We start from the raw sequence: 19874 nt of genomic DNA on the forward strand, positions 1-19874 counted from the left end.
TTTATAATCTCATTAGCTTACTGAACTATTCTATCATTAATTATAGTAGTTTTCTAGTAAATTAAACGACTTTTTAGCCCTCTAATATAGCTTTTACTTCATCTTTCGATGATAAATTCAATAATTCTAAAAAACTATCTTCATCTATAACTTTAATTCCTAAATCATTTGCTTTAGTAAGTTTAGAGCCAGCTTCCTCCCCTGCCAAAACAAATGTTGTCGATTTACTTACACTAGATGTAGCTTTTCCACCTCTTTGTTCTATCATATCTTTTGCATCATTTCTTTTTAATGTAGGAAGTGTACCAGTCAATACTATTTTCATTCCTTCAAATATCTTTTCTACATTTTCTCCTGTATTATTCAATGATTTTGTGTTTACTCCTACACTTTTCAACTTGTTTATAACATTTATATTTTTGTCTTCCTTAAAAAACTCGACAACGCTGTTTGCCATTATACTTCCGAATTCCTCTAATTCTTCCAGTTGCTCACTTGTTGAAGAAATTACATCATCTAAGTCCTTAAAGTTAGATGCAAGTATTTTAGCTGCTTTAACTCCTATAAATTTGATACCTAATCCATTTATAAGTCTCCATAAATCATTTTCTTTTGACTTTTCAATTGAGTTTATTAAATTATCAGCAGACTTTTCACCCATTCTCTCTAGGTCGACTACTTCTTCCTTTTTTATATAGTATAAATCAGATACATCTTGGATTATTTTTTCATTTAACAATAACGTAATTATAGATTCTCCTAGACCATCTATATTCATTGCATCTCTTGATACAAAGTGTATAATTCCCCTTCTTATTTGAGCTGGACAAGACATATTTATACACTTTACAGCAGCCTCCCCTTCTAATCTTACTGTTGGTTCTGAACATACAGGGCATTTTTCTGGCATCTTAAAATCTATTTCATCTCCAGTACGTTCTTCTGTTATAACTTCTAAAACTTGAGGTATTATATCGCCTGCTTTTTGAACTAATACTGTGTCATTTATCTTTATATCTTTTTCTCTTATATAATCTTCATTATGAAGTGTAGCTCTACTTACAGTAGTACCTGCAAGTCTGACTGGTTCAAGTATTGCTGAAGGTGTTATTGTACCTGTTCTACCAACTTCTACTATTATATCTATTATTTTAGTTTTTTTCTTTTCTGCTGGAAACTTATATGCAATTGCCCATCTAGGGCTTTTTGCTGTATATCCCATTTCTTCCCTCTGTTTTATATCGTTTACTTTTATTACCATACCATCTATCTCATATTCCAAATTACCTCTATTCTCCGTCCAGTATTCAATATGTTCAATAACTTCATCGATATTTTTACAAACTTTATAACTTTGGCTTACTGAGAATCCTAATTCTTCTAAATACTCTAGGGATTCACTGTGACTTTTTAAATCATATTCTTCTATATTTTCCATATTAAATATAAATATATCTAAAGGTCTTTTGGCAGTTAATTTTGGGTCTAATTGTCTTAATGAGCCTGCTGCAAGGTTTCTTGGATTAGCAAATAAAGGCTGTTCTTGTTCTTCTTGTTGTTCATTTACTTTTCTAAAATTATCTTTCGAGATATATACTTCTCCTCTAACTATTAGTTCTTTTTTGTCATTTATTTTAAGAGGTATACTTTTTACTGTCATCAAATTGTGAGAGATATCTTCTCCTACAATCCCATCTCCTCTAGTTGCACCTTTTTCGAACTCTCCATTATTATAAGTAAGACCTACAGAAAGACCATCTATTTTAAACTCAACAACATATTCAACATTGTCTCCTACATATTCTTGAACCCTCTTGTCAAAATCTTTTAAGTCCTGTTCTGAAAAAGCATTCGATAGACTTAGCATAGGAGCTTTATGGACAATTTGATTGAATTTATCTAATGGCTTACCTCCTACCCTATTTGTTGGAGAATCAATTCTCTTTAGTTCTGGATTTTCTTCTTCCAAAGAAATTAATTCTTTCATTAATTTATCATATTCATAGTCTGATATTTCTGGGCTATCCTGATTATAATACCTTTCATTATGGTAGTTTATTTTTTCTATAAGTTTATTAATCTCATCTTTAACGCTCACTTTTACACCTCTTTATATTTTTTAAATTAAATTATTTTAAGATTTCCTTATAATTGATTATTTCCTATTTATACATTTTTTAGTATATCACTTTTTTGACTTTAAATTTATTACAAAAAAGTGCTTATCCAAAAATCTACACATAATGTAGGAACTCTTCCTCAATTCTGTAGATATTGTTAGAAAGTATAATTATTGTACCACTTTGTTTTCAGCTACATAAGTTTCATATTAGAAATACTATATATTGGGATATTAGGTTGTCAAGGAACATAAAATAGTCATAATTTGCTAAATATAAAAAAGCGACAGCTCTGAAAAATCAAAGTAGTCGCTTATTAGAAATACAGAAAAAGTACTATTGATGTTATTTGTGAGAAGACTTTTTACGTTTTACCACTTTTTTCTTGGATATAGTCATAACTTTATCATAATTTGGTGTTAGTGCAAGTAAAATAGCTGTCACTATTAAAATCACAATTAAAGTCATTACGCCAATAAGTGGCTGATAAACAATACCCCCGCCATTGTTATATCTAGCGAGACCAAGCCCTGCTGTGATTGGATAAAAGTCTGTTAGATTTCTTCCTGCAACAAATACACCACAGAAGCTATAGACAAATGCAATTCCTACACCTGCAAGAAATGTATTTTGTTTACAACCAAAATAAACAATAATTGGTAAAACAGCAACATAACAACACAGATTAACAATCAAAAGCTGAAATAAGGATTTTACAACGATTGTAACAGATATATTGATATGACAAAATATCAATCCTAAAATAACTGTGCATAAAAAGCTAAAAAAACTTAGAAGGACAGTAAGTCCTCCAATCACAATTAGTTTTCCCACTAGCAATTTACGAAATGAAACAGGAACAGTCAGTATGTTCTTTAAGGTTTGATCTGTATACTCACGATTAATGAGATATCCTCCAATCAAAGTAATACCAAATGGAAAAGCAAGGCTGAAATTATTCCAGATGACTCCGTTAGCAAAACTTTCATACGTTAGAGGTTCGTTTCCGTGAGAGCTTATAATCTGAAAAACTGCCAATAGTGCCGAAAATATAATAGCAACAATACCCACCCATAGAATATTATATCGTTTTATTTTTTGAAATTCCGTAGTAATTATATCAAACATAGATACCTCCTAATTCTCCTGTTTCTTATAAATTATGCATATCAGCAGGGCTGCCATAATTGCTATCAAGCATAAAACACTTACACAAGCAGAAGTTGAAAGTAAATATGGTTGTCTAAGTGTTGTATATTTTCCAGTGGGGTCTCCCCAAGATGCCATCCACCAACGCATAATAATTGGAGAAGGCAATATGCTTAATAGTGGGTTATTTGGTTCAAAATTAATAATATTTAAGGATATACTAAAATTGAAAATAGCATATACAAAAGAAAGTATAATGGAAAAAATATAGCTACGGTTGAAATATACAATGAACACTACAATTGGAAGTGAAACAACAAAAAACATAATACCAAAAGTAATACTCATCCCTAATTTTATAGCAATTCCCTCTACTGTTCCAACAATGAGTCCACCAATAATGGTAGCACTCAATCCAACAACGGAATAAAGCAGTGAAACCAGCAATAAAACAACGAGTTTTGCCAAAGCCAGTTTCCCTTTTGGTACTGGTACTGTTGCTAGATTTTTTAATACATCATTATCCCTCTCTATAAAAAACAGCTGGCTAGCAACGATACTCAATACAACTGGTAGTAGCAAAAAATATCCAAAATTGATAACTAATTTGAACAATTGCTCAAAAGGCAAGTTGTCCTTTGCAATCAAAATTGTCGCAGGAATTGGAAATAAACAAGCACTTAAAATAGAGATCATGATAAATTTTAGCCTTTTGAGTTTTGAAAATTCACATGAAACCAGATCAAGCAATTCCTTCACCCCCTGTTACTTTCTTGAAGTAGTCTTCAAGGGTATCCTCACACAAATGAGATTCTGATACATCAATTTGGTTTCGAATGAAAATGCGATTTATTGAAGCAACTGAAACATCTGTATCATAAAGCATAATATTGTGATCGTCTGCTATTTTAAAATTTTTCAGGTGAAGTTGCGTTTCCAAAAGCCTTGCCGCCTGTGCTGCATCTGACACACCAAAATGTATGTATTTACTATTTTTTGCTTCCAGTTTAGCAAGACTTTCTTCTTCCAGTAAAATGCCCTGGTCAATAATGCCAATGTCATCTGCCAGTAAAGAAATTTCAGAAAGAATATGACTGGATATCAAAATAGTTTTACCTCGTTCTGTACAAAGATCACGAATAAATGTTCTTACTTCTGCAATGCCAATTGGATCAAGCCCATTGATAGGCTCATCCAAAATAAGCAGCTCTGGGTCATGCATAATGGCAAGAGCAATCGCCAGCCTTTGTTTCATACCAAGAGAATATTGAGAAAATAACTTTTTATCATTGTATTGTAAACCTACTACTTCCAATGCTGATTTCACTGCATTTTTCTTTGGTATCCCTCTAAGTCTTGCAAATATTTTGAGATTTTCTGTCCCTGTCAGATTAGGATAAAAACCTGGTGATTCAATCAAACATCCAATTCTAGGAAGAAGTTTATTTTCATTCTTCTGAATATCTTGACCGAATATCTTAATTTCCCCAGTGGTTGGTTTTGTTAAACCCAATAACATTTTCATTGTGGTTGTTTTCCCTGCACCATTTCTTCCTAGTAAACCATAAATACGGCCTTTTTGAACGTGAATATTCAAATTAGAAACGCTCTTTTGAGCGCCATACTGTTTCGTTAGATTTTTCGTTTCAACAATTAAATTATTCATAGATAGTAAAAGCCTCCTTTGTTTATCTAAAATTATCATACAACTTCAATCTTGCATTAACCTTACAACAACCTTGTACTAACCTTGCAATTTTAGAATTCACAAAAAATCCCCCTGTGTATGTACACCACATAGGGAGAAATAGCTTTATATTAATGGTAAGCTGACTGTAAATACAGTGTACTTTCCAATGTCACTTTGTACAGAAATGCTACCACCCATTCGCTCTACCATCTGAGCTACGATGGATAGTCCCAAACCACTACCTTTTGCTGAACGACCCTTGTCACACTTATACAGTCGCTCAAATATGTATTGTAAATTTTCTTTGGCAATCCCCACACCATTATCCTCAACACTGAGTAATACCATTTTAGAATATTCACTCATAGTAATCTTGATTTGGCTTGCTTGACTGTGAGCAATAACATTTTGAACTAGATTATTAATCACACGTGAATATCCATCTGGGTCGAGATTGACCATAAATCGCTTTTCTGGAATATCAATTTCAAAATCCAGCTTCTTCTCACAGAAGATAGGAATCCAATCTTTCAGAATATTTCGTGACAACTCTGAAATTTCCACAGATTCTATTGATAGCGTAAATTCATCAGAGTTAAACCTAAACCAGTCAAAAAGCACATCAATATAATCCTTAAGATCATATGCTCTAAGTCTTGCTATTTCAATGTATTCCTCACGTTCTTGTCCAATGACGATACCACTATGTGCAGCATCCATATAGCCAATCAGAGTTGTTAATGGTGTACGAACATCATGAGATAGATTAGTCATAAGTTGCTTGCTAGTTTCATCCGCCTTTTTTAAAGAAAGTAACTTACTTTCATAATCGTAGACAATCTCATTAAGCTTATAAACCAATGGAGCCATCACATCATGTGGCTTAACCAATATTTTGCGATTTCCGTTTCCATTTTGTACATCTTCAAGTGTTTCTTCTATATCTTTTAGGCTGCGTCTAACATGACCAAGTTTAGAAAATGCTACTATAGAAAAAAGAAGCAAAGCAATCGACAACAAGAGTAACAGGAGAATAATTGTTTTCGCATCCATTTTCATACCTCCATATTAAATTGATACCCAATCCCTTTTATTGTTTGTAAATACTTTGGGGATGACGGGTCTAGTTCAATTTTTTTACGCAAGCGACTGATAATAGCCATAATATTGCTATCATCATAGACATATGGTTCACCCCACACTGCTTCATAAATCTGCTGCTTCGTCAAAATCTTCCCCTGATGCCTTGCACAGAAAAGAAGCACACCAAACTCCTTTGGCGGAAGTAATATAGTTTTACTTTCAGTAGTCACTGTATGCTGGTCAATATCAATCAACAAACCTTTAAAAGAAAGTTGTTGTGGCTCTTCATTATTAGGATTAAAACGAGTATAACGTCGGATTAGAGACAGGACACGAGCAGTAAATTCGGCAATCTCAAATGGCTTAGTCAGATAGTCATCTGCACCAGCCCTCAAGCCATTCACTTTACTATAATTATCACTTTTCGATGTCAGCATTAAAATGGGAATATTGCTATATTTTCGTATTTGTTCCATTGTTTCGAAACCATTCATACCTGGCATCATGACATCAAGAACCACTAGCTGATAATCTTGTTTTGAAAGTTCAGTTAGTCCATCTTCTCCAGAATTGCAATAGTTAGCTTCAAGCTGTTCAACAGAAATGCTTTTTTTCAGCAAGATGCAAAGATCTTTATCATCATCTATAATTAAAACTTTATTCATCTGAGCTCCCCTTTCTATAGCCATCAGTAAGCTTTGTTGTGCCCTTGGGAATTATCCCTACTATAACAGTACTAAGACAACGCAATAGTAATTTATCATACAAGGAGTTATACCCCATTTTTATTTGATTCTTCATTTTTCACTTGCTTTTTTTAGTATAATGTAATTCGTATTTGTACATTAGATACCCATTAGTATATTTCATCCTTTCTAAAAAATCAAGTATTCTACAACTGTATATTTATTATAGGGATAATTGAAAAATTTATCAAATTAAAACGTCGTGAGAAGATACTTACATCAATATTAGGTATATACAAGGATTAAATGTTCCAAAGTCTTTACTAAATTTAGGAGGTGTAGTTAGGTTTAAGATATTAATAAAATATAAAAATTCAAAAAGGGTTTAGACTTAAAATTTGATTAGAAAAAATCAATTTTAAGACAACCCCTTTTATTTTTATTAAATTTTTTTATGTTTAATAACCTCTTGATATATCTACAACATTATCTATAGGTTTATTCTCCATTATATAGTGTTTCAAATTATTATAAACCATATTAAATGTTCTTTCCTTATTCTTATCAGATACCCAAGAATTATGAGGAGTTACTATGACATTTTCGCACTCCCATAACTTATTCTCTTGGCTTAAAGGTTCACTTTCAAATACATCTAATGCTACCCCTCTGAATTTTTCTACGCATTCTTCTAAATCTTTCTGATTAACTGTATTTCCTCTGCCAACATTAATAAATACAGAACCCTCTTTCATAAGTTTAAACATGTCTTTGTTTACTATTCCATCTGTACTTTTTGTAGAAGGCATTGCTACTACAACTATGTCACATTCTTCAAATACAACATTCATATCATCAGTAGCAAAACATTTATCAAAGTATTTTTTACTACTTCCATCAGTATTTACTCCCCATATTTCTAAGCCAAAAGCCTTCAATCTTTTAGCTGCTTCTGATGATATAGTACCTGTTCCGAGAAATCCAACTCTTTGCCCATATAATTCTGATACAGAAAAATCCATCTTCCATTCTTTGTTTTGTTGCTGTTTAAAAAACTTTGCACTATTTTTATAGATTTCTAAAATATACATAACTATGCTTTCACCAATAGGTATACTATATCCACCTCTATTATTTGCTATTTTAATATCTCTCTTTAATACTTCTTCTTTTGGAAGTTGGTCTATACCTACACTAGTTGTCTGTATATACTTTAAATCTTTCATTTTAGAAATATCTAGTCTGCTAAATGGATTATATGTAACTAGTACATCTGCAGTATTTACATCTTCATTATTTTCAATACTATCTTCAGAGTAGTGTATAACATCATATCCTAATTCACTTATTTTCTCGAACTTCTCTTTTCCATAATTTATTGTAAATAAAACTTTCATCTTAATCTCCTCCATCTACTCACATTAAAACTTTTATATCCTACAGTACAATATGATACTTAATGTATATTAGTTAAACTCACTAGAAGATGTCTCAAAATTATTTATGCTCAATTGTTTTTCCTAAGACCATTGCATTACGTTCTTGAACTAAATTTTCTATTAAATTATTTAATGTCCAATCAATAGATGTTTCAGTCACCATAGCTGTAAAAGGCTTATTTATCCTCACTTTTTTTAATCCTTCTAAAAATGCATTCACTTGTGTACTTGGAATGTTATTAAATATCACAGACTTACTCTTAATTCCATTTTCACATTTATTTGATGTATTTCCATCCAAAATATCTCTAATTATGTCATCCCCATTTTTATCGCTTAAGATAATGTGGTCTCTTATTCCAGCAAAATTACTAACATTTTTAATTAGTGATAATTCTTTTTTATTAAAATTTACAAACAGGATACACTTTCTATTGTGTATTTTATCTAGATTATTATTATTTATTTTTTCAAATGACATTTCATCCATCCTTTCATTTATCTATCTATATATGTTAATTTACCCCATCCGTTTAAAATAATCAATTTTTAATAGATAATTTTTATATTAATACCCAAAATTACATTTAAATAGCTACACTATCCAAAACTAATCTGTAAAACTGGAATAATTAGATTAATATTTACAAATCCTAATCTAAAGGAGAGATACAATGAATACACTAAATAATAAATTTAGCATTAAAAACTTTTCAAACGCTTGGGTTATAGTACTTGGTTGTATGTTGATACAAGCTATTCCATTTAATCTCGTAGCTACTATACAACCTCAGTTTATAAGTTATGTTGTTGAAGGGGAAGGCTTTAGTTTGGCATCTTTTTCTCTAATATTCACCATTGGTACGATTGCTTCAGCAATTGTATCACCTTTTATTGGTAAATTGTTTTCTAAAGTCAATCTTAAGACACTCTATTTATTAGGCTGTATAATTTCTAGTATTGCTTTTGCTACTTTTTCTATATGTACTAAGCTATGGCAATTTTATACTTTATCATGTATTGTGCAAGTTGGTGCTACAATTATATCTGCTATAGGTATACCTGTTTTAATAAGTGCTTGGTTTGATGAAGAAAGTAAAGGAAAGGCTCTAGGATTTGCTTTTGCTGGTGGTTCTATTGGTAGTATATTTCTACAACCACTTGTAGTTCGTTTATTAGCATCTCAAGGATATAGTCGCTCTTATCTAATATTTGGGATTGCAGCATTGATAATTGGTATACCTATAATATTATTCATACTTAGAATGCCTAAGGATGCCAGTGAAATAGTAAGGTCTAAAGGAAAAAAAGAGAACTCATCCGATGCAATTTCTTCTTCAGTATGGGGTTATACGTTGAAAGAAGCTAAAAAAATTAAATATTTTTGGATTATGGCAATTGGATTTATATTTGTAGGTATATATGTTTCATCATTATCTGTACAATATCCAACCTACCTTAGAAATTATCTAAATCCAATTTTAGTAGGAACAGTAGGCTCCGTTTTTGCTTTATTCGCTCTCATTGGTAATATATTTGGAGGATTGCTGTTTGATAAATTTGGTCAAGTAAAGCCACTTATTGTAGCTTTTATATTAGTCCTTGTAGCTACTTTATCACTACTACTTGTAGATAAATCTTCTACTTTTGCATTTGTGTTTGCTACCTTAAAAGGGCTTTCTGTATTTGCTTATATGATTGGACCCGCTTATTTAACAGGTACTTTCTTTGGCCAAAAAGAGTTTGGTAGTATATATGGAATCGTACAATTAATTTTTGCAGTAGGCTTTGCATTAGGTTCGACATTATTTGGATTACTAGTTGATAACTTTGGTTATAGATTTTCTTGGTACATCATAATTTTATCAGTTATAATTGCTTATACTTTACTTATTATAACTTCTATAGGAATGAAAAAAATGAATAGAGAAAGGCTCGATAAACTAATGCAATAATTGATTTTTTAATATATAAACAATAATTAAAAAGATGGAACTCTTAATAATAAGGAGAGCTCCATCTTTTTATATATTACAATATAGCTAACTTTCTTTTATTTTTAACTTTGCTATCTATATCCTCATCCTTAACTATAGTAAATGCTTTAGTTGGACAGACATTTACACATGCAGGTCCTTCTGGAGATTCTATACAAAAATCACATTTATTTGCTGTCATTCTTTCTCTAAAACAAAGCTTTCCTTCGTCTATGTCTTTTAATGTAACTATATCTATTGCACCTATAGGACATGCTAACATACAAGTCTTACATCCTATACAATTTTCTTCATTTATTTTTATTGTGTTCCCTATCCTAACTATACCACCATTTGGACATGCCTTTGCACAAGGGGCATCTTCACAATGTCTACATTGTATTGGGGCACTTACTTCCTTTGTCTTTATAACAGAAAGTTTTGGGTTAAAATTTATCTCATCTGGGTTTTTGTAAAAAATATCCTCATCTGAATGTGCAACTACACATCCTATCATACAAGTTCTACATCCTATACACTTATCAGGGTCCGCTATAACAAAATAGTTCATTACTTAGCCACTTCCTTTCCTATACAATATGTAGTGTGTAATAAATGATGAGATTTTTCTCCTAATGGTTCTACTAGATATTCATCATACAATTTTTTAATCTCAGGGTTCTCATGAGATTTTCTAACTGCCAAATGTTCATCATGCACATATGTTGCCTTTGTTCTGTTTTCATAGGCTAATTCTTTATATTCTTCTAGTAAAATTTTTGGTTGACCTCCGCCACTTACACATCCCACAGGACAAGTCATAACTTCAATAAAATCTACATCTAATTTTCCTTTTTCTAAATCTTCAAGTACTGGTATTACATTTTTTAGTCCACTCACTACTCCAACTCTTAGGTCTAAATCTCCTATCTTAATAGTTGACTTTCTAAAACCATTCTCTCCTCTTACTTGTTTTACTTCTACATTAGGAATACTTTCTCCAGTTATAAGCTCATAACCAGTTCTTATAGCCGCTTCCATAACTCCACCAGTAACACCAAATATAGTTCCAGCTCCACTATAGCTACCTAAAGGACTATCAAACTTTTCTTCTCTTAAGTTTTTGAAATCAATTCCCATATCTTTTATTAGATAAGCTAATTCTCTTGTAGTTAACACTACATCTACATCTCTATATCCACTAGAATCCATTTCTTCTCTATCACATTCATATTTTTTACATGTACATGGCATTATAGAAACACTAAATATTTTTGATGCATCTATATTATTTATTTCTGCACCATAAGTTTTAAACACTGCACCACCCATCTGTTGAGGTGATTTACAAGAAGATAAATGATTAGTTAATTTAGGATAATTTTTTTCCATAAACTTTACCCATGCTGGACAACAAGATGTAAACATTGGAAGAGTTCCACCTTCTGTCACCCTTTTAATCAACTCGCTACCTTCTTCCATAATAGTCAAATCTGCTGCAAAGTTAGTATCATATACTCTATCAAAATTTAAAGCTCTAAGTGCTGCTGCCATTTTGCCAGCACCTAGGTGTCCTAGATAATATCCAAAATCTTCACCTAAAGCTACTCTAACTGCAGGTGCACATTGAACCATAGTAAATACATTTGGGTCATTTAAAGCCTTTTTAACCTTATCTACATCACATACATTATATGCCGCAAATATAGGTTCATTTATAGATTCTGGTATATCTCTTTCTTGTTTTTTATTTTGCAAAAATTCGAATCCTTCATCTATAACTGAGGCATATGATTTACAAGTTTGAACACATTGACCACACATAACACATCTATCTAAATTTATTTCTTGTGGTTTCCCCTCTTCACCTTCAATAGCATTTACTGGACAGACTTTGGAACATTCTCTACATCCAGTACATAAATCTTTATCTATATTTATTATCATAAACGTCACCTACCCCTGTATCCTTTATTTATTTGTTAACAATAAGCTAAGTGCAGCCTGTCTATTCTTAGCCTTTTTGTCATCTATTGGAGTAACAAGTTTTAAAGCTTCCTGAGGACATGCACTTACACAAGCTATCTTTTCATTGTCTTTACATAAGTCACATTTATAAGCTATTTTTTTATTTTCTTCTAAAATTACTTGTTCTACTTCTTTACCATCTTCATATTGTGGAAGTAAATCTATAGCTCCAAAAGGACATGCTAGCAGACAAGTTTTACATCCTATACATTTTTCTTCATTTACAGACATAATGTTATTTTCTTTGATTATAGCTTTTTGTGGACATGAGTTTAGACAAGGAGCATCTTCACAGTGTCTACATTGTATCGGCATACAGAAAGTATCACCTTTTACCAAATAAAGTCTAGGTATAACAGGTATATCAACCGTTCCAACTGTATAACCTACATTGTTATGTTGATTATGCATTGTAAAACAAGCTACTTCACAAGCTCTACAACCTGTACATTTGTCTGGGTCTGCTATTACAAAAGAGCCTATTTTATTTTTCATATTATCCCACCTTTCAATTTGTATATTTCTAAATCCCTAGTTATTTTTCATTATATATATTTATATATTTTAAGATTTTCTCAGTACTTATATTTCGCTTACATTTTTTACACAAATTGTATGTGTTTTCATATACTTTATCAGTGTCATCAATTAATGCTCCACAGATTTCACACTTTGAATATTTTTGTTCTTCTTTTTTAGCACACATATACTCAGTCTCACTTTTTGATAACTCTCTGTGGGTTTGCATAAATATTCATTCGTCTTCCTCTCACAAACCCAATAAGAGTTATATTTAATTTTTTAGAAAGCTCTATTGATAAATTAGTTGGTGCTGATTTTGATACTACAATAGGAATTTGGGTCATAGCCGCTTTCAATATCATCTCTAATGATATTCTTCCACTTACTGCTATAATTTTATCTTTCAAGGATATCTCATTTAAGACACAAAATCCAATTGCCTTGTCCATTGCATTATGTCTAGCCACATCTTCACAGGTTACTATATTTTCATCGTAATTAAATATGGACACACTGTGCACCCCACCCGTGTTTTTAAATAAGTATGACGAATTTAAATTTCTATCCATTATGCTATAAACTGTATCATAATTTATTTTTATATCACTCTCTACAGGAGTACATTTTATATAGTCTAGTGAATTCAAAAATATAATTTGCTCATCTTCGCTTTCCTGTTTATTTTGAATATTTACTTTTGCAAAACGTTCCTTCTCATTTATCTCCAAGCTCAATAAACTTCTTTTGTTTTCTATATATCCCTTTGTTTTCAAAAAACCAACTACAAGTTCTTCTAAATTATATGGCGTACATAAAAATGTATTTACATATTTATCATTCAAAATAAAACTAAGCGGATATTCTGCAATTATTTCTTCATTGTCTGTTGATAGTTCATATTCATTTACTTTGTTTATTTCTACATTAAAAGAATTTAAATATTCATAATCCACTAGACTATAACTGTTTTCAAAAACTTCATCCTTGCTATTTTCTTGTAATTTAGTTTTTGAGTATATATTATTCATAAAATATTAGCCTTTCCGCTTTTTATAAATCTTTATTAAAATTAACTACTAAATATTTGTAGCAGTCATTTTATCTTTAAGATTTTGATACTCTTCTTTCACACATTTTTCTGCTAATTCTTGGTCTTCAAGTTTCTCCAGTTTAACAGCACAATATTTATATTCTGGTGTTTTAGATATAGGGTCCAAGTTTGCTATTGTAAGTTCATTACAAGCTCCAACCCACCACTGATAAGTCATATATGTTGCACCTTCCTTAACTCTATCAGTAACTGTTGCTCTTGTTATTACACTTCCTCTTCTTGAACTGATTCTAACTAGTTCATCATCTTCAATCCCTAGTTTCTCTGCATCATTACAATTTATTTGAACACGACCTGGTTCATCTTCTAATGAACTAAGCGTTCTACAGTTACCAGTCATAGTTCTTACTGAATAATGCCCAACTTCTCTTACAGTACATAAACTAAATGGATACTCATCATCTTCAACTTCCATAGGAGGTCTCCACTCAGCAGCAAATAAATTACCTTTTCCATTAGGAGTAGAAAACTTCTGACCTTCATATAAATACATAGTTCCTTTATCTTCTACACTTTCACTCTTACAAGGCCACTGAACACTCCCTTGAGCTTCTATTTTTTCATAAGTGGCACCTAAGAAGCTTGGACATAATTGTCTAAGTTCATCCCATATTTCTTTAGTGTTTTTATAGTTCATAGGGTATCCCATTGCTGTAGAAATTTCGCTTATAATTTGCCAATCTGGTTTTACATCTCCTTGTGGCTCTATAGCCTTTCTCATCAACTGGAATCCTCTATCTGCACATGTATATACTCCTTCATGTTCTCCCCAAGAAGTAGCTGGAAGTATAACATCAGCATGAAGCGCTGTCTTATTCATAAATATATCTTGAACAACTACAAACTCCAACTCATCTAGAGCTTCTCTAACTTCTGATGCATCTGGGTCACTTTGTACTGGGTCTTCTCCAAATATATAATAAGCCTTAAGCTTTTTCTCTTTTAGTACTAAATTTGGAACTTGAGTTAAACTATAACCATTATTAGGAGATAACTTTACTCCCCAAGCGTTTTCAAACTTTGCTCTTATCTTATCATCAGTTACATTTTGATACCCTGGATATACATTAGGAAGAGCTCCCATATCGCAAGCCCCTTGAACATTATTTTGTCCACGTACAGGTCCTATTCCAACGCTTTCTCTACCAAAGTTACCTGTAAGTAAAGCAATTGATGCAAGTCCTTTAACTACATCAACAGCTTGTCCAAATTGACAGACACCCATTCCATAAAGTATCATAGCTTTCTTACCTTTTGCATATTCCCTCATAGCTTTTCTTATAAGCTCTTCTGGAATTCCTGTAATCTTTTCAGCATATTTAGCTGTATATGGTTTAACAATTTCTTTATATTCATCAAAACCTTGTGTATGATTTTGAACAAAATCTTTATTATAAAGACCTTCTTCTATCAAGACATTTCCAAAAGCATTTACTAAAACCATGTTTGTTCCACCTTTTATAGGTAGATGTATATCCGCAATTCTTGCAGATTCAGTTAGTCTAGGGTCAGTAACAATTAGTTTAGCTCCATTTTTTTTAGCTTTTATTATTCTATTTGCTACTATTGGATGTGAATCTGCTCCATTATATCCAAATATAAATAAGACATCTGCATTTTCTATCTCTGGTATAGAATTTGACATTGCACCACTACCTAATGAGTAAGCCAGACCGGCTACAGATGGTGCATGTCAGACACGAGCGCAATGGTCAACATTATTAGTTCCTACTGCAGCTCTCATAAATTTTTGCATTATATAGTTTGCTTCATTACCAGGTCCTCTTGCAGAACCTGTTCCCATAATAGAATCAGGGCCATATTTTTCTTTAATTTCATTTAATCTTGAAGCTGTGTAACTTATAGCTTCATCCCATTCAACCTCTTCTAATACACCTTGTTTTCTTATCATTGGCTTTTTTAGCCTAGGTGTTAAAATTTTAGGGTCATTTAGAAAATCCCATCCATAACGACCTTTTAAGCACAAACTTTCTTGATTTGTTCTACCATTAGCTGGCTCAGCTCTTAATATCTTATTGTCTTTTACCACTAGATATAGTTGGCATCCAGCTCCACAGTATGGACAAACTGTTAAAATTTTTTTCTCCATACATTTCCCCCCTTAGATTTATCCCCTGATAAGTAAAATTTACCTTAAAGATAATGAAATGTTTTTATAATATGCAAAATTACAAATATTTTGCAATACTATCTATTAAATTCAACAATTTTCTCACAATTCCTTTTATATTTTTAAAAAAAATATGTCATAATAATCTTTATATTTCAACTATCTAATTAAAATATTCTAGCTCTTATGACATATTTTTTAATATACGCTTATTTAAATCTATTTAATTTTCACTTAAAGCTACATTTCTTCCAATCCTATTTTTCATTCTGTAGTGAGTGATTACAGTAAATATTCCACTTCCAATAAGAATCAAGTAGTACATAAACCCACCATATAAAAATACTGCATATCCCATCAAAGATTGAGGGAATACTGATTTGAATATAGTGAAAAATGCCAATTCATTAGCTCCTACATTCCCAGGTGTTGGTATTGGTGATATCGCCATATATAAAAATGCTTGTAGTGTTAATATATAGACGTAACTGTAACCTTGTAAATTAAATGCTTTGTATATCCAAAATGAAACACTAAAGTAAGCACTTAATTGAATAAAAGTTACTATTATAGTTGAAATTAATACTTTTTTATTCTTAGCAAAAAAACTTATCGCTTTACTATAATCATCTATAAAACTTTCTATAGAGTCAATCTTATTATCTAAAAATTTTAAAAATTTAATCTTTGATATATATTTGATAGAAACTCTCATAAAATATTTTATTTTTTCAGGATTTAAAATAACTAATATTATCATAATTAGGACAAATGAGTTAATAGCTATCCCTAAAAAAACTAAAGGCATAATCATTTTCATCTGTTTTTCTAACATAGAAAAATTCATTAGCACAAGTATTGTACAATAAAAAGTAACTACTATTTGAAAAATAATAGACTTATTGGTAATAACTGCACTTGCCTTACTAAGTGGCATTTTACATTTTTTAAGTACATATATCTGCACTGGTTGACTTCCTGAAGCAAAAGGAGTTATTAAATTATAATAGAATCCCATAATGGCCAACTTAAAACCAATAAATCTAATATTAACTTTGTGAGTACTTTCTATAATTATCTTCATTACTACTCCTTCAAGCATTATATGAGACATTATTGCCAAAGCACCTATGAATAAAAATTTCTTATCTACCATAACTATAACATTTGATAACATTTTAATGTCTAATGTTTTAAACACTAGATAAATCGTTATACCTATTAGTAGAAATAAAAATGTATACTGTAGTAAACTCTTTCTAATATTCTTTAGTTTATCCATTAGAGATAACCATCCTTTTCTCAAGATTTAATACCAAATACCTTATTGTTAGTATACACTACGAATATTAATATTTTATAACAAAATACCTTACAATTTTGTCATTCACAAAAAATATTAATCTATAAATTAAATTTTAATATATAGATTAATATTTTACAAACATTTTGTAGATATATATAATATTTTCACTAAATTACACTTCTATTTATTACACCCATTTATATCCTATACCCCATACAGTTTCTATAGTATAAACATCACATTGTTTTAATTTGCTTCGTATATTTTTTATATGTTCTGTAATAGCACTTATATCACTTTCTCCATCAAAGCCATATACTGACTCATATATTCTTTCTTTTGAAAATACTTGCCCCTTATTTTTAGCTAAAAATTCACATATTAAATACTCACTCTTAGTAAAATTAATTTTTTTGCCATCAACTGAGACTTCTTTACCTAAAAAGTTAAATTGAACATTTGATATAGTTAATAAATTTTTTTTCTCTCTATTTTCTCTTCTTAGATGAGCAGTTATTCTAGCCCTTAACTCTCCTACACCAAATGGTTTTGTTATATAGTCGTCTGCTCCTATACCAAGACCATACATAATATCACTTTCCATATTTTTAGCTGTCAAAAACAGTATTGGACAATCAACCTTATTCCTTATAGCTTTACATACTTCAAAACCATCAATCTTAGGCATCATTACATCTAATATTATTAGATTAAAAGAGTTAAAATTTATATCCATAGCATTCTCTACATCACTAATTACCTTCACTTCATAACCATCTCTTTTTAATACATTTTCAATCAGCTTTAACATATCTAGCTCATCATCTATTACTAATATCTTAGACATACTAACTCCTCCATTTATATGTTTAATAACATTTTAATCCGTACTTTTAATAAATCTCTTTGCAAATTTACATCTACTATTATACTCCCATATTATAGCTTACAATAACTACTTAATATTTTACAAATAAAATATTTTAGATACAAAAACTTTACATTTCAAGTACTTTGTATTTATTTTATATGTATTTACTTAAATAGCAAAATTTATTTAATAACTTATTATTGTAATATTTTAAATATGTAATAAAATCAATAATAAGAGAACTTCTTCTAGACACATCTTTAATTATTTAAATTGGAGGAAAAAATTATGGATGAAAAGTTAACAAAAAGTAATTATAATGTTCCATTTAACTATGCTCGAGAAAAATTTAAAGAATTAGACCCTCATACAATTAGCAATTTAAGTAATATATCTTTCAACAATGATTTGAACAGATTCACACTAAATTTTTTTGGTAAACGATATATCATAGATTATCCAAGTGGAGAAGTTTGGAATGATAATGGTAGTATCTGTAAAAACTTTGAACTTAAAATTTTGATAATTAGATACTTAATTAATGCTAAGGGTATTCCTAGAACTAATAAATATGTAACTTTTAAAGAAATACCTGGTGGCAATGTTTATTATCCAAACTTTTTAAACAGAACTCTAGCTAGGCTTTCAGAAGTTTTTACATCTCAAATAGAAAAATATAAGTTAGTTATGGAAAATATGGGAGCTGAGAAAGTAGACATGGGTGATTTAGCCTACAAGTTTACATATATAGGTAATACTTCTATGATATTTATACTTTGGTTTGGAGATGATGAGTTTCCTCCAAATTCAAATATATTATTTGATTCTAATATAATCTATTATTTTAATGCAGAAGATTTGGCAGTTGTTCCTGATACAGCTATAGATGCTATCCTGAATAAAATAAAGCAAACATAAATATCAATAATATCATAATAAAATTTTTTATAGATTTATGCTGAATATAATATGAAATGGAGTCAAAAAAGACAACTCAAACACATTGGCTATAGCACACTACTATGAGATATTAAAAAATTTAGAGAGATAATAGTTATATAAAAAATAGTGGCTATTCATTTTTAATAGCCACTATTTTTTAAACTGATTTAGTTATAGAAAATATATTAAGTTAGTTATTATAGCTAATTTGAAGACTACTGCTTCTCCTCACCTATCTCTAACATAATTTCATAATTTAATTTACTTTTCTTTAAATCAACTCCAGATATACTTTTAATAATCCCACAGTCTAACATTTCATCAAATTTCTTTCTGGATAGACCTAGTTTTTCACGTAATAATGTTGATACCTTTAGTTGAGACGGATACTTACTTACAACTCTAATTTGTGTAAGTTCATTAATATTAATCTCTTGACCTACTATTTTATATTCTGGAATACCAACTTCTGCTCCATTTCTATGTAAAAGTTCTACATTCATAGCATATTGCTTAACAAGATTATTATCATTTGTATGGAATTGTTCTAGTATTTCTGGATTCAAGCTTTTTGGATTAACACGAGAATATATAGTTGAGTTCCATGTTGAATCACAATTTGAACACTTATATATTAACCATATATCTAAATATTTATGTTGAGCATTAACTCTAAATAAATCTGAACAAATATATTCAGTCTTTTTTCCACATTTTTTACAATACCTAATTACAGGTAGCTGGGAAGTATATTCTACTTCCCAAATTATTTCTTGCATAAACAAAATTTCCTTTCTATTAATATTACTAATCTAATAGA

The 19874-nt window shown here is 30.3% G+C and carries 19 protein-coding genes; 2 read left to right on the top strand and 17 right to left on the bottom strand.

Features of this window, described 5'->3' with window-relative positions:
* Window positions 1-73: 73 nt before the first annotated feature.
* From ligA to KGF38_RS03555, 8 genes are all read right to left on the bottom strand, one after another.
* Window positions 74-2098 carry an NAD-dependent DNA ligase LigA gene (gene ligA / locus KGF38_RS03520; protein ID WP_074179276.1) on the bottom strand — a complete coding sequence of 675 codons (2025 nt, stop codon included), beginning with the start codon at window positions 2096-2098 and terminating at the stop codon, window positions 74-76.
* 367 nt (window positions 2099-2465) lie between these two features.
* Window positions 2466-3248: an ABC transporter permease gene (locus KGF38_RS03525; protein ID WP_074179275.1), complete on the bottom strand. Its 783-nt coding sequence runs from the start codon at window positions 3246-3248 to the stop codon at window positions 2466-2468.
* A 9-nt stretch (window positions 3249-3257) separates the two neighbouring features.
* Window positions 3258-4028, bottom strand: a complete 771-nt coding sequence (locus KGF38_RS03530; RefSeq protein ID WP_227832155.1) for an ABC transporter permease — start codon at window positions 4026-4028, stop codon at window positions 3258-3260.
* On the bottom strand, window positions 4012-4935 hold the full coding sequence (locus KGF38_RS03535) for an ABC transporter ATP-binding protein (RefSeq protein ID WP_074179273.1): 924 nt from the start codon (window positions 4933-4935) through the stop codon (window positions 4012-4014). The genes KGF38_RS03530 and KGF38_RS03535 overlap by 17 nt, the downstream gene beginning before the upstream one ends.
* A gap of 147 nt (window positions 4936-5082) precedes the next feature.
* The gene (locus tag KGF38_RS03540; protein ID WP_074179272.1) at window positions 5083-6018 is read right to left on the bottom strand and encodes a sensor histidine kinase; all 936 of its coding nucleotides are present in this window, start codon (window positions 6016-6018) and stop codon (window positions 5083-5085) included.
* Window positions 6015-6707 carry a response regulator transcription factor gene (locus KGF38_RS03545; RefSeq protein ID WP_074179271.1) on the bottom strand — a complete coding sequence of 231 codons (693 nt, stop codon included), beginning with the start codon at window positions 6705-6707 and terminating at the stop codon, window positions 6015-6017. The genes KGF38_RS03540 and KGF38_RS03545 overlap by 4 nt, the downstream gene beginning before the upstream one ends.
* Before the next feature lie 479 nt (window positions 6708-7186).
* On the bottom strand, window positions 7187-8125 hold the full coding sequence (locus KGF38_RS03550; RefSeq protein ID WP_054271748.1) for a phosphoglycerate dehydrogenase: 939 nt from the start codon (window positions 8123-8125) through the stop codon (window positions 7187-7189).
* Window positions 8126-8225: 100 nt separating this feature from the next.
* Window positions 8226-8657, bottom strand: a complete 432-nt coding sequence (locus KGF38_RS03555; protein ID WP_227832156.1) for a DUF3783 domain-containing protein — start codon at window positions 8655-8657, stop codon at window positions 8226-8228.
* Window positions 8658-8841: 184 nt separating this feature from the next.
* Between KGF38_RS03555 and KGF38_RS03560 the strand changes: the two genes are divergently transcribed.
* Window positions 8842-10122: a conjugated bile salt MFS transporter gene (locus KGF38_RS03560; RefSeq protein ID WP_054271750.1), complete on the top strand. Its 1281-nt coding sequence runs from the start codon at window positions 8842-8844 to the stop codon at window positions 10120-10122.
* 76 nt (window positions 10123-10198) lie between these two features.
* Here KGF38_RS03560 and KGF38_RS03565 read toward each other — a convergent pair whose 3' ends face one another.
* The 8 genes from KGF38_RS03565 to KGF38_RS03600 form a co-directional block, all read right to left on the bottom strand.
* Window positions 10199-10714 carry a 4Fe-4S dicluster domain-containing protein gene (locus tag KGF38_RS03565; RefSeq protein ID WP_054271751.1) on the bottom strand — a complete coding sequence of 172 codons (516 nt, stop codon included), beginning with the start codon at window positions 10712-10714 and terminating at the stop codon, window positions 10199-10201.
* The gene (locus KGF38_RS03570) at window positions 10714-12090 is read right to left on the bottom strand and encodes a [FeFe] hydrogenase, group A (protein WP_227832157.1); all 1377 of its coding nucleotides are present in this window, start codon (window positions 12088-12090) and stop codon (window positions 10714-10716) included. Before KGF38_RS03570 ends, KGF38_RS03565 begins: the two co-directional genes overlap by 1 nt.
* Before the next feature lie 24 nt (window positions 12091-12114).
* Entirely contained in the window at window positions 12115-12666 is a 552-nt protein-coding gene (locus KGF38_RS03575) for a 4Fe-4S dicluster domain-containing protein (RefSeq protein WP_227832158.1), read from the bottom strand.
* Between the two features lie 40 nt (window positions 12667-12706).
* On the bottom strand, window positions 12707-12919 hold the full coding sequence (locus tag KGF38_RS03580) for a hypothetical protein (protein WP_167640292.1): 213 nt from the start codon (window positions 12917-12919) through the stop codon (window positions 12707-12709).
* A complete protein-coding gene (gene fdhD / locus KGF38_RS03585) occupies window positions 12888-13721 on the bottom strand; it encodes a formate dehydrogenase accessory sulfurtransferase FdhD (RefSeq protein ID WP_054271755.1) in 834 nt (277 codons plus the stop codon). Before fdhD ends, KGF38_RS03580 begins: the two co-directional genes overlap by 32 nt.
* Window positions 13722-13769: 48 nt before the next feature.
* The gene (fdhF, locus tag KGF38_RS03590) at window positions 13770-15914 is read right to left on the bottom strand and encodes a formate dehydrogenase subunit alpha (protein ID WP_227832159.1); all 2145 of its coding nucleotides are present in this window, start codon (window positions 15912-15914) and stop codon (window positions 13770-13772) included.
* Window positions 15915-16158: 244 nt separating this feature from the next.
* Complete coding sequence (locus KGF38_RS03595; RefSeq protein ID WP_227832160.1) at window positions 16159-17217, bottom strand: lysylphosphatidylglycerol synthase transmembrane domain-containing protein; 1059 nt, start codon at window positions 17215-17217, stop codon at window positions 16159-16161.
* A 211-nt stretch (window positions 17218-17428) separates the two neighbouring features.
* The gene (locus KGF38_RS03600) at window positions 17429-18088 is read right to left on the bottom strand and encodes a response regulator transcription factor (RefSeq protein WP_227832161.1); all 660 of its coding nucleotides are present in this window, start codon (window positions 18086-18088) and stop codon (window positions 17429-17431) included.
* 312 nt (window positions 18089-18400) lie between these two features.
* Here KGF38_RS03600 and KGF38_RS03605 point away from each other — a divergent pair, with 312 nt between their 5' ends.
* Window positions 18401-19030 carry a DUF3786 domain-containing protein gene (locus KGF38_RS03605; RefSeq protein WP_227832162.1) on the top strand — a complete coding sequence of 210 codons (630 nt, stop codon included), beginning with the start codon at window positions 18401-18403 and terminating at the stop codon, window positions 19028-19030.
* A 239-nt stretch (window positions 19031-19269) separates the two neighbouring features.
* Here the strand turns inward: KGF38_RS03605 and KGF38_RS03610 are convergent, their stop codons facing one another.
* Window positions 19270-19833, bottom strand: a complete 564-nt coding sequence (locus tag KGF38_RS03610) for a DUF1062 domain-containing protein (RefSeq protein WP_227832163.1) — start codon at window positions 19831-19833, stop codon at window positions 19270-19272.
* Window positions 19834-19874 lie beyond the last annotated feature (41 nt).

This window comes from Clostridioides sp. ZZV14-6387 (genome assembly GCF_020657835.1).
Taxonomy (GTDB): Bacteria; Bacillota; Clostridia; order Peptostreptococcales; family Peptostreptococcaceae; genus Clostridioides; species Clostridioides difficile_A.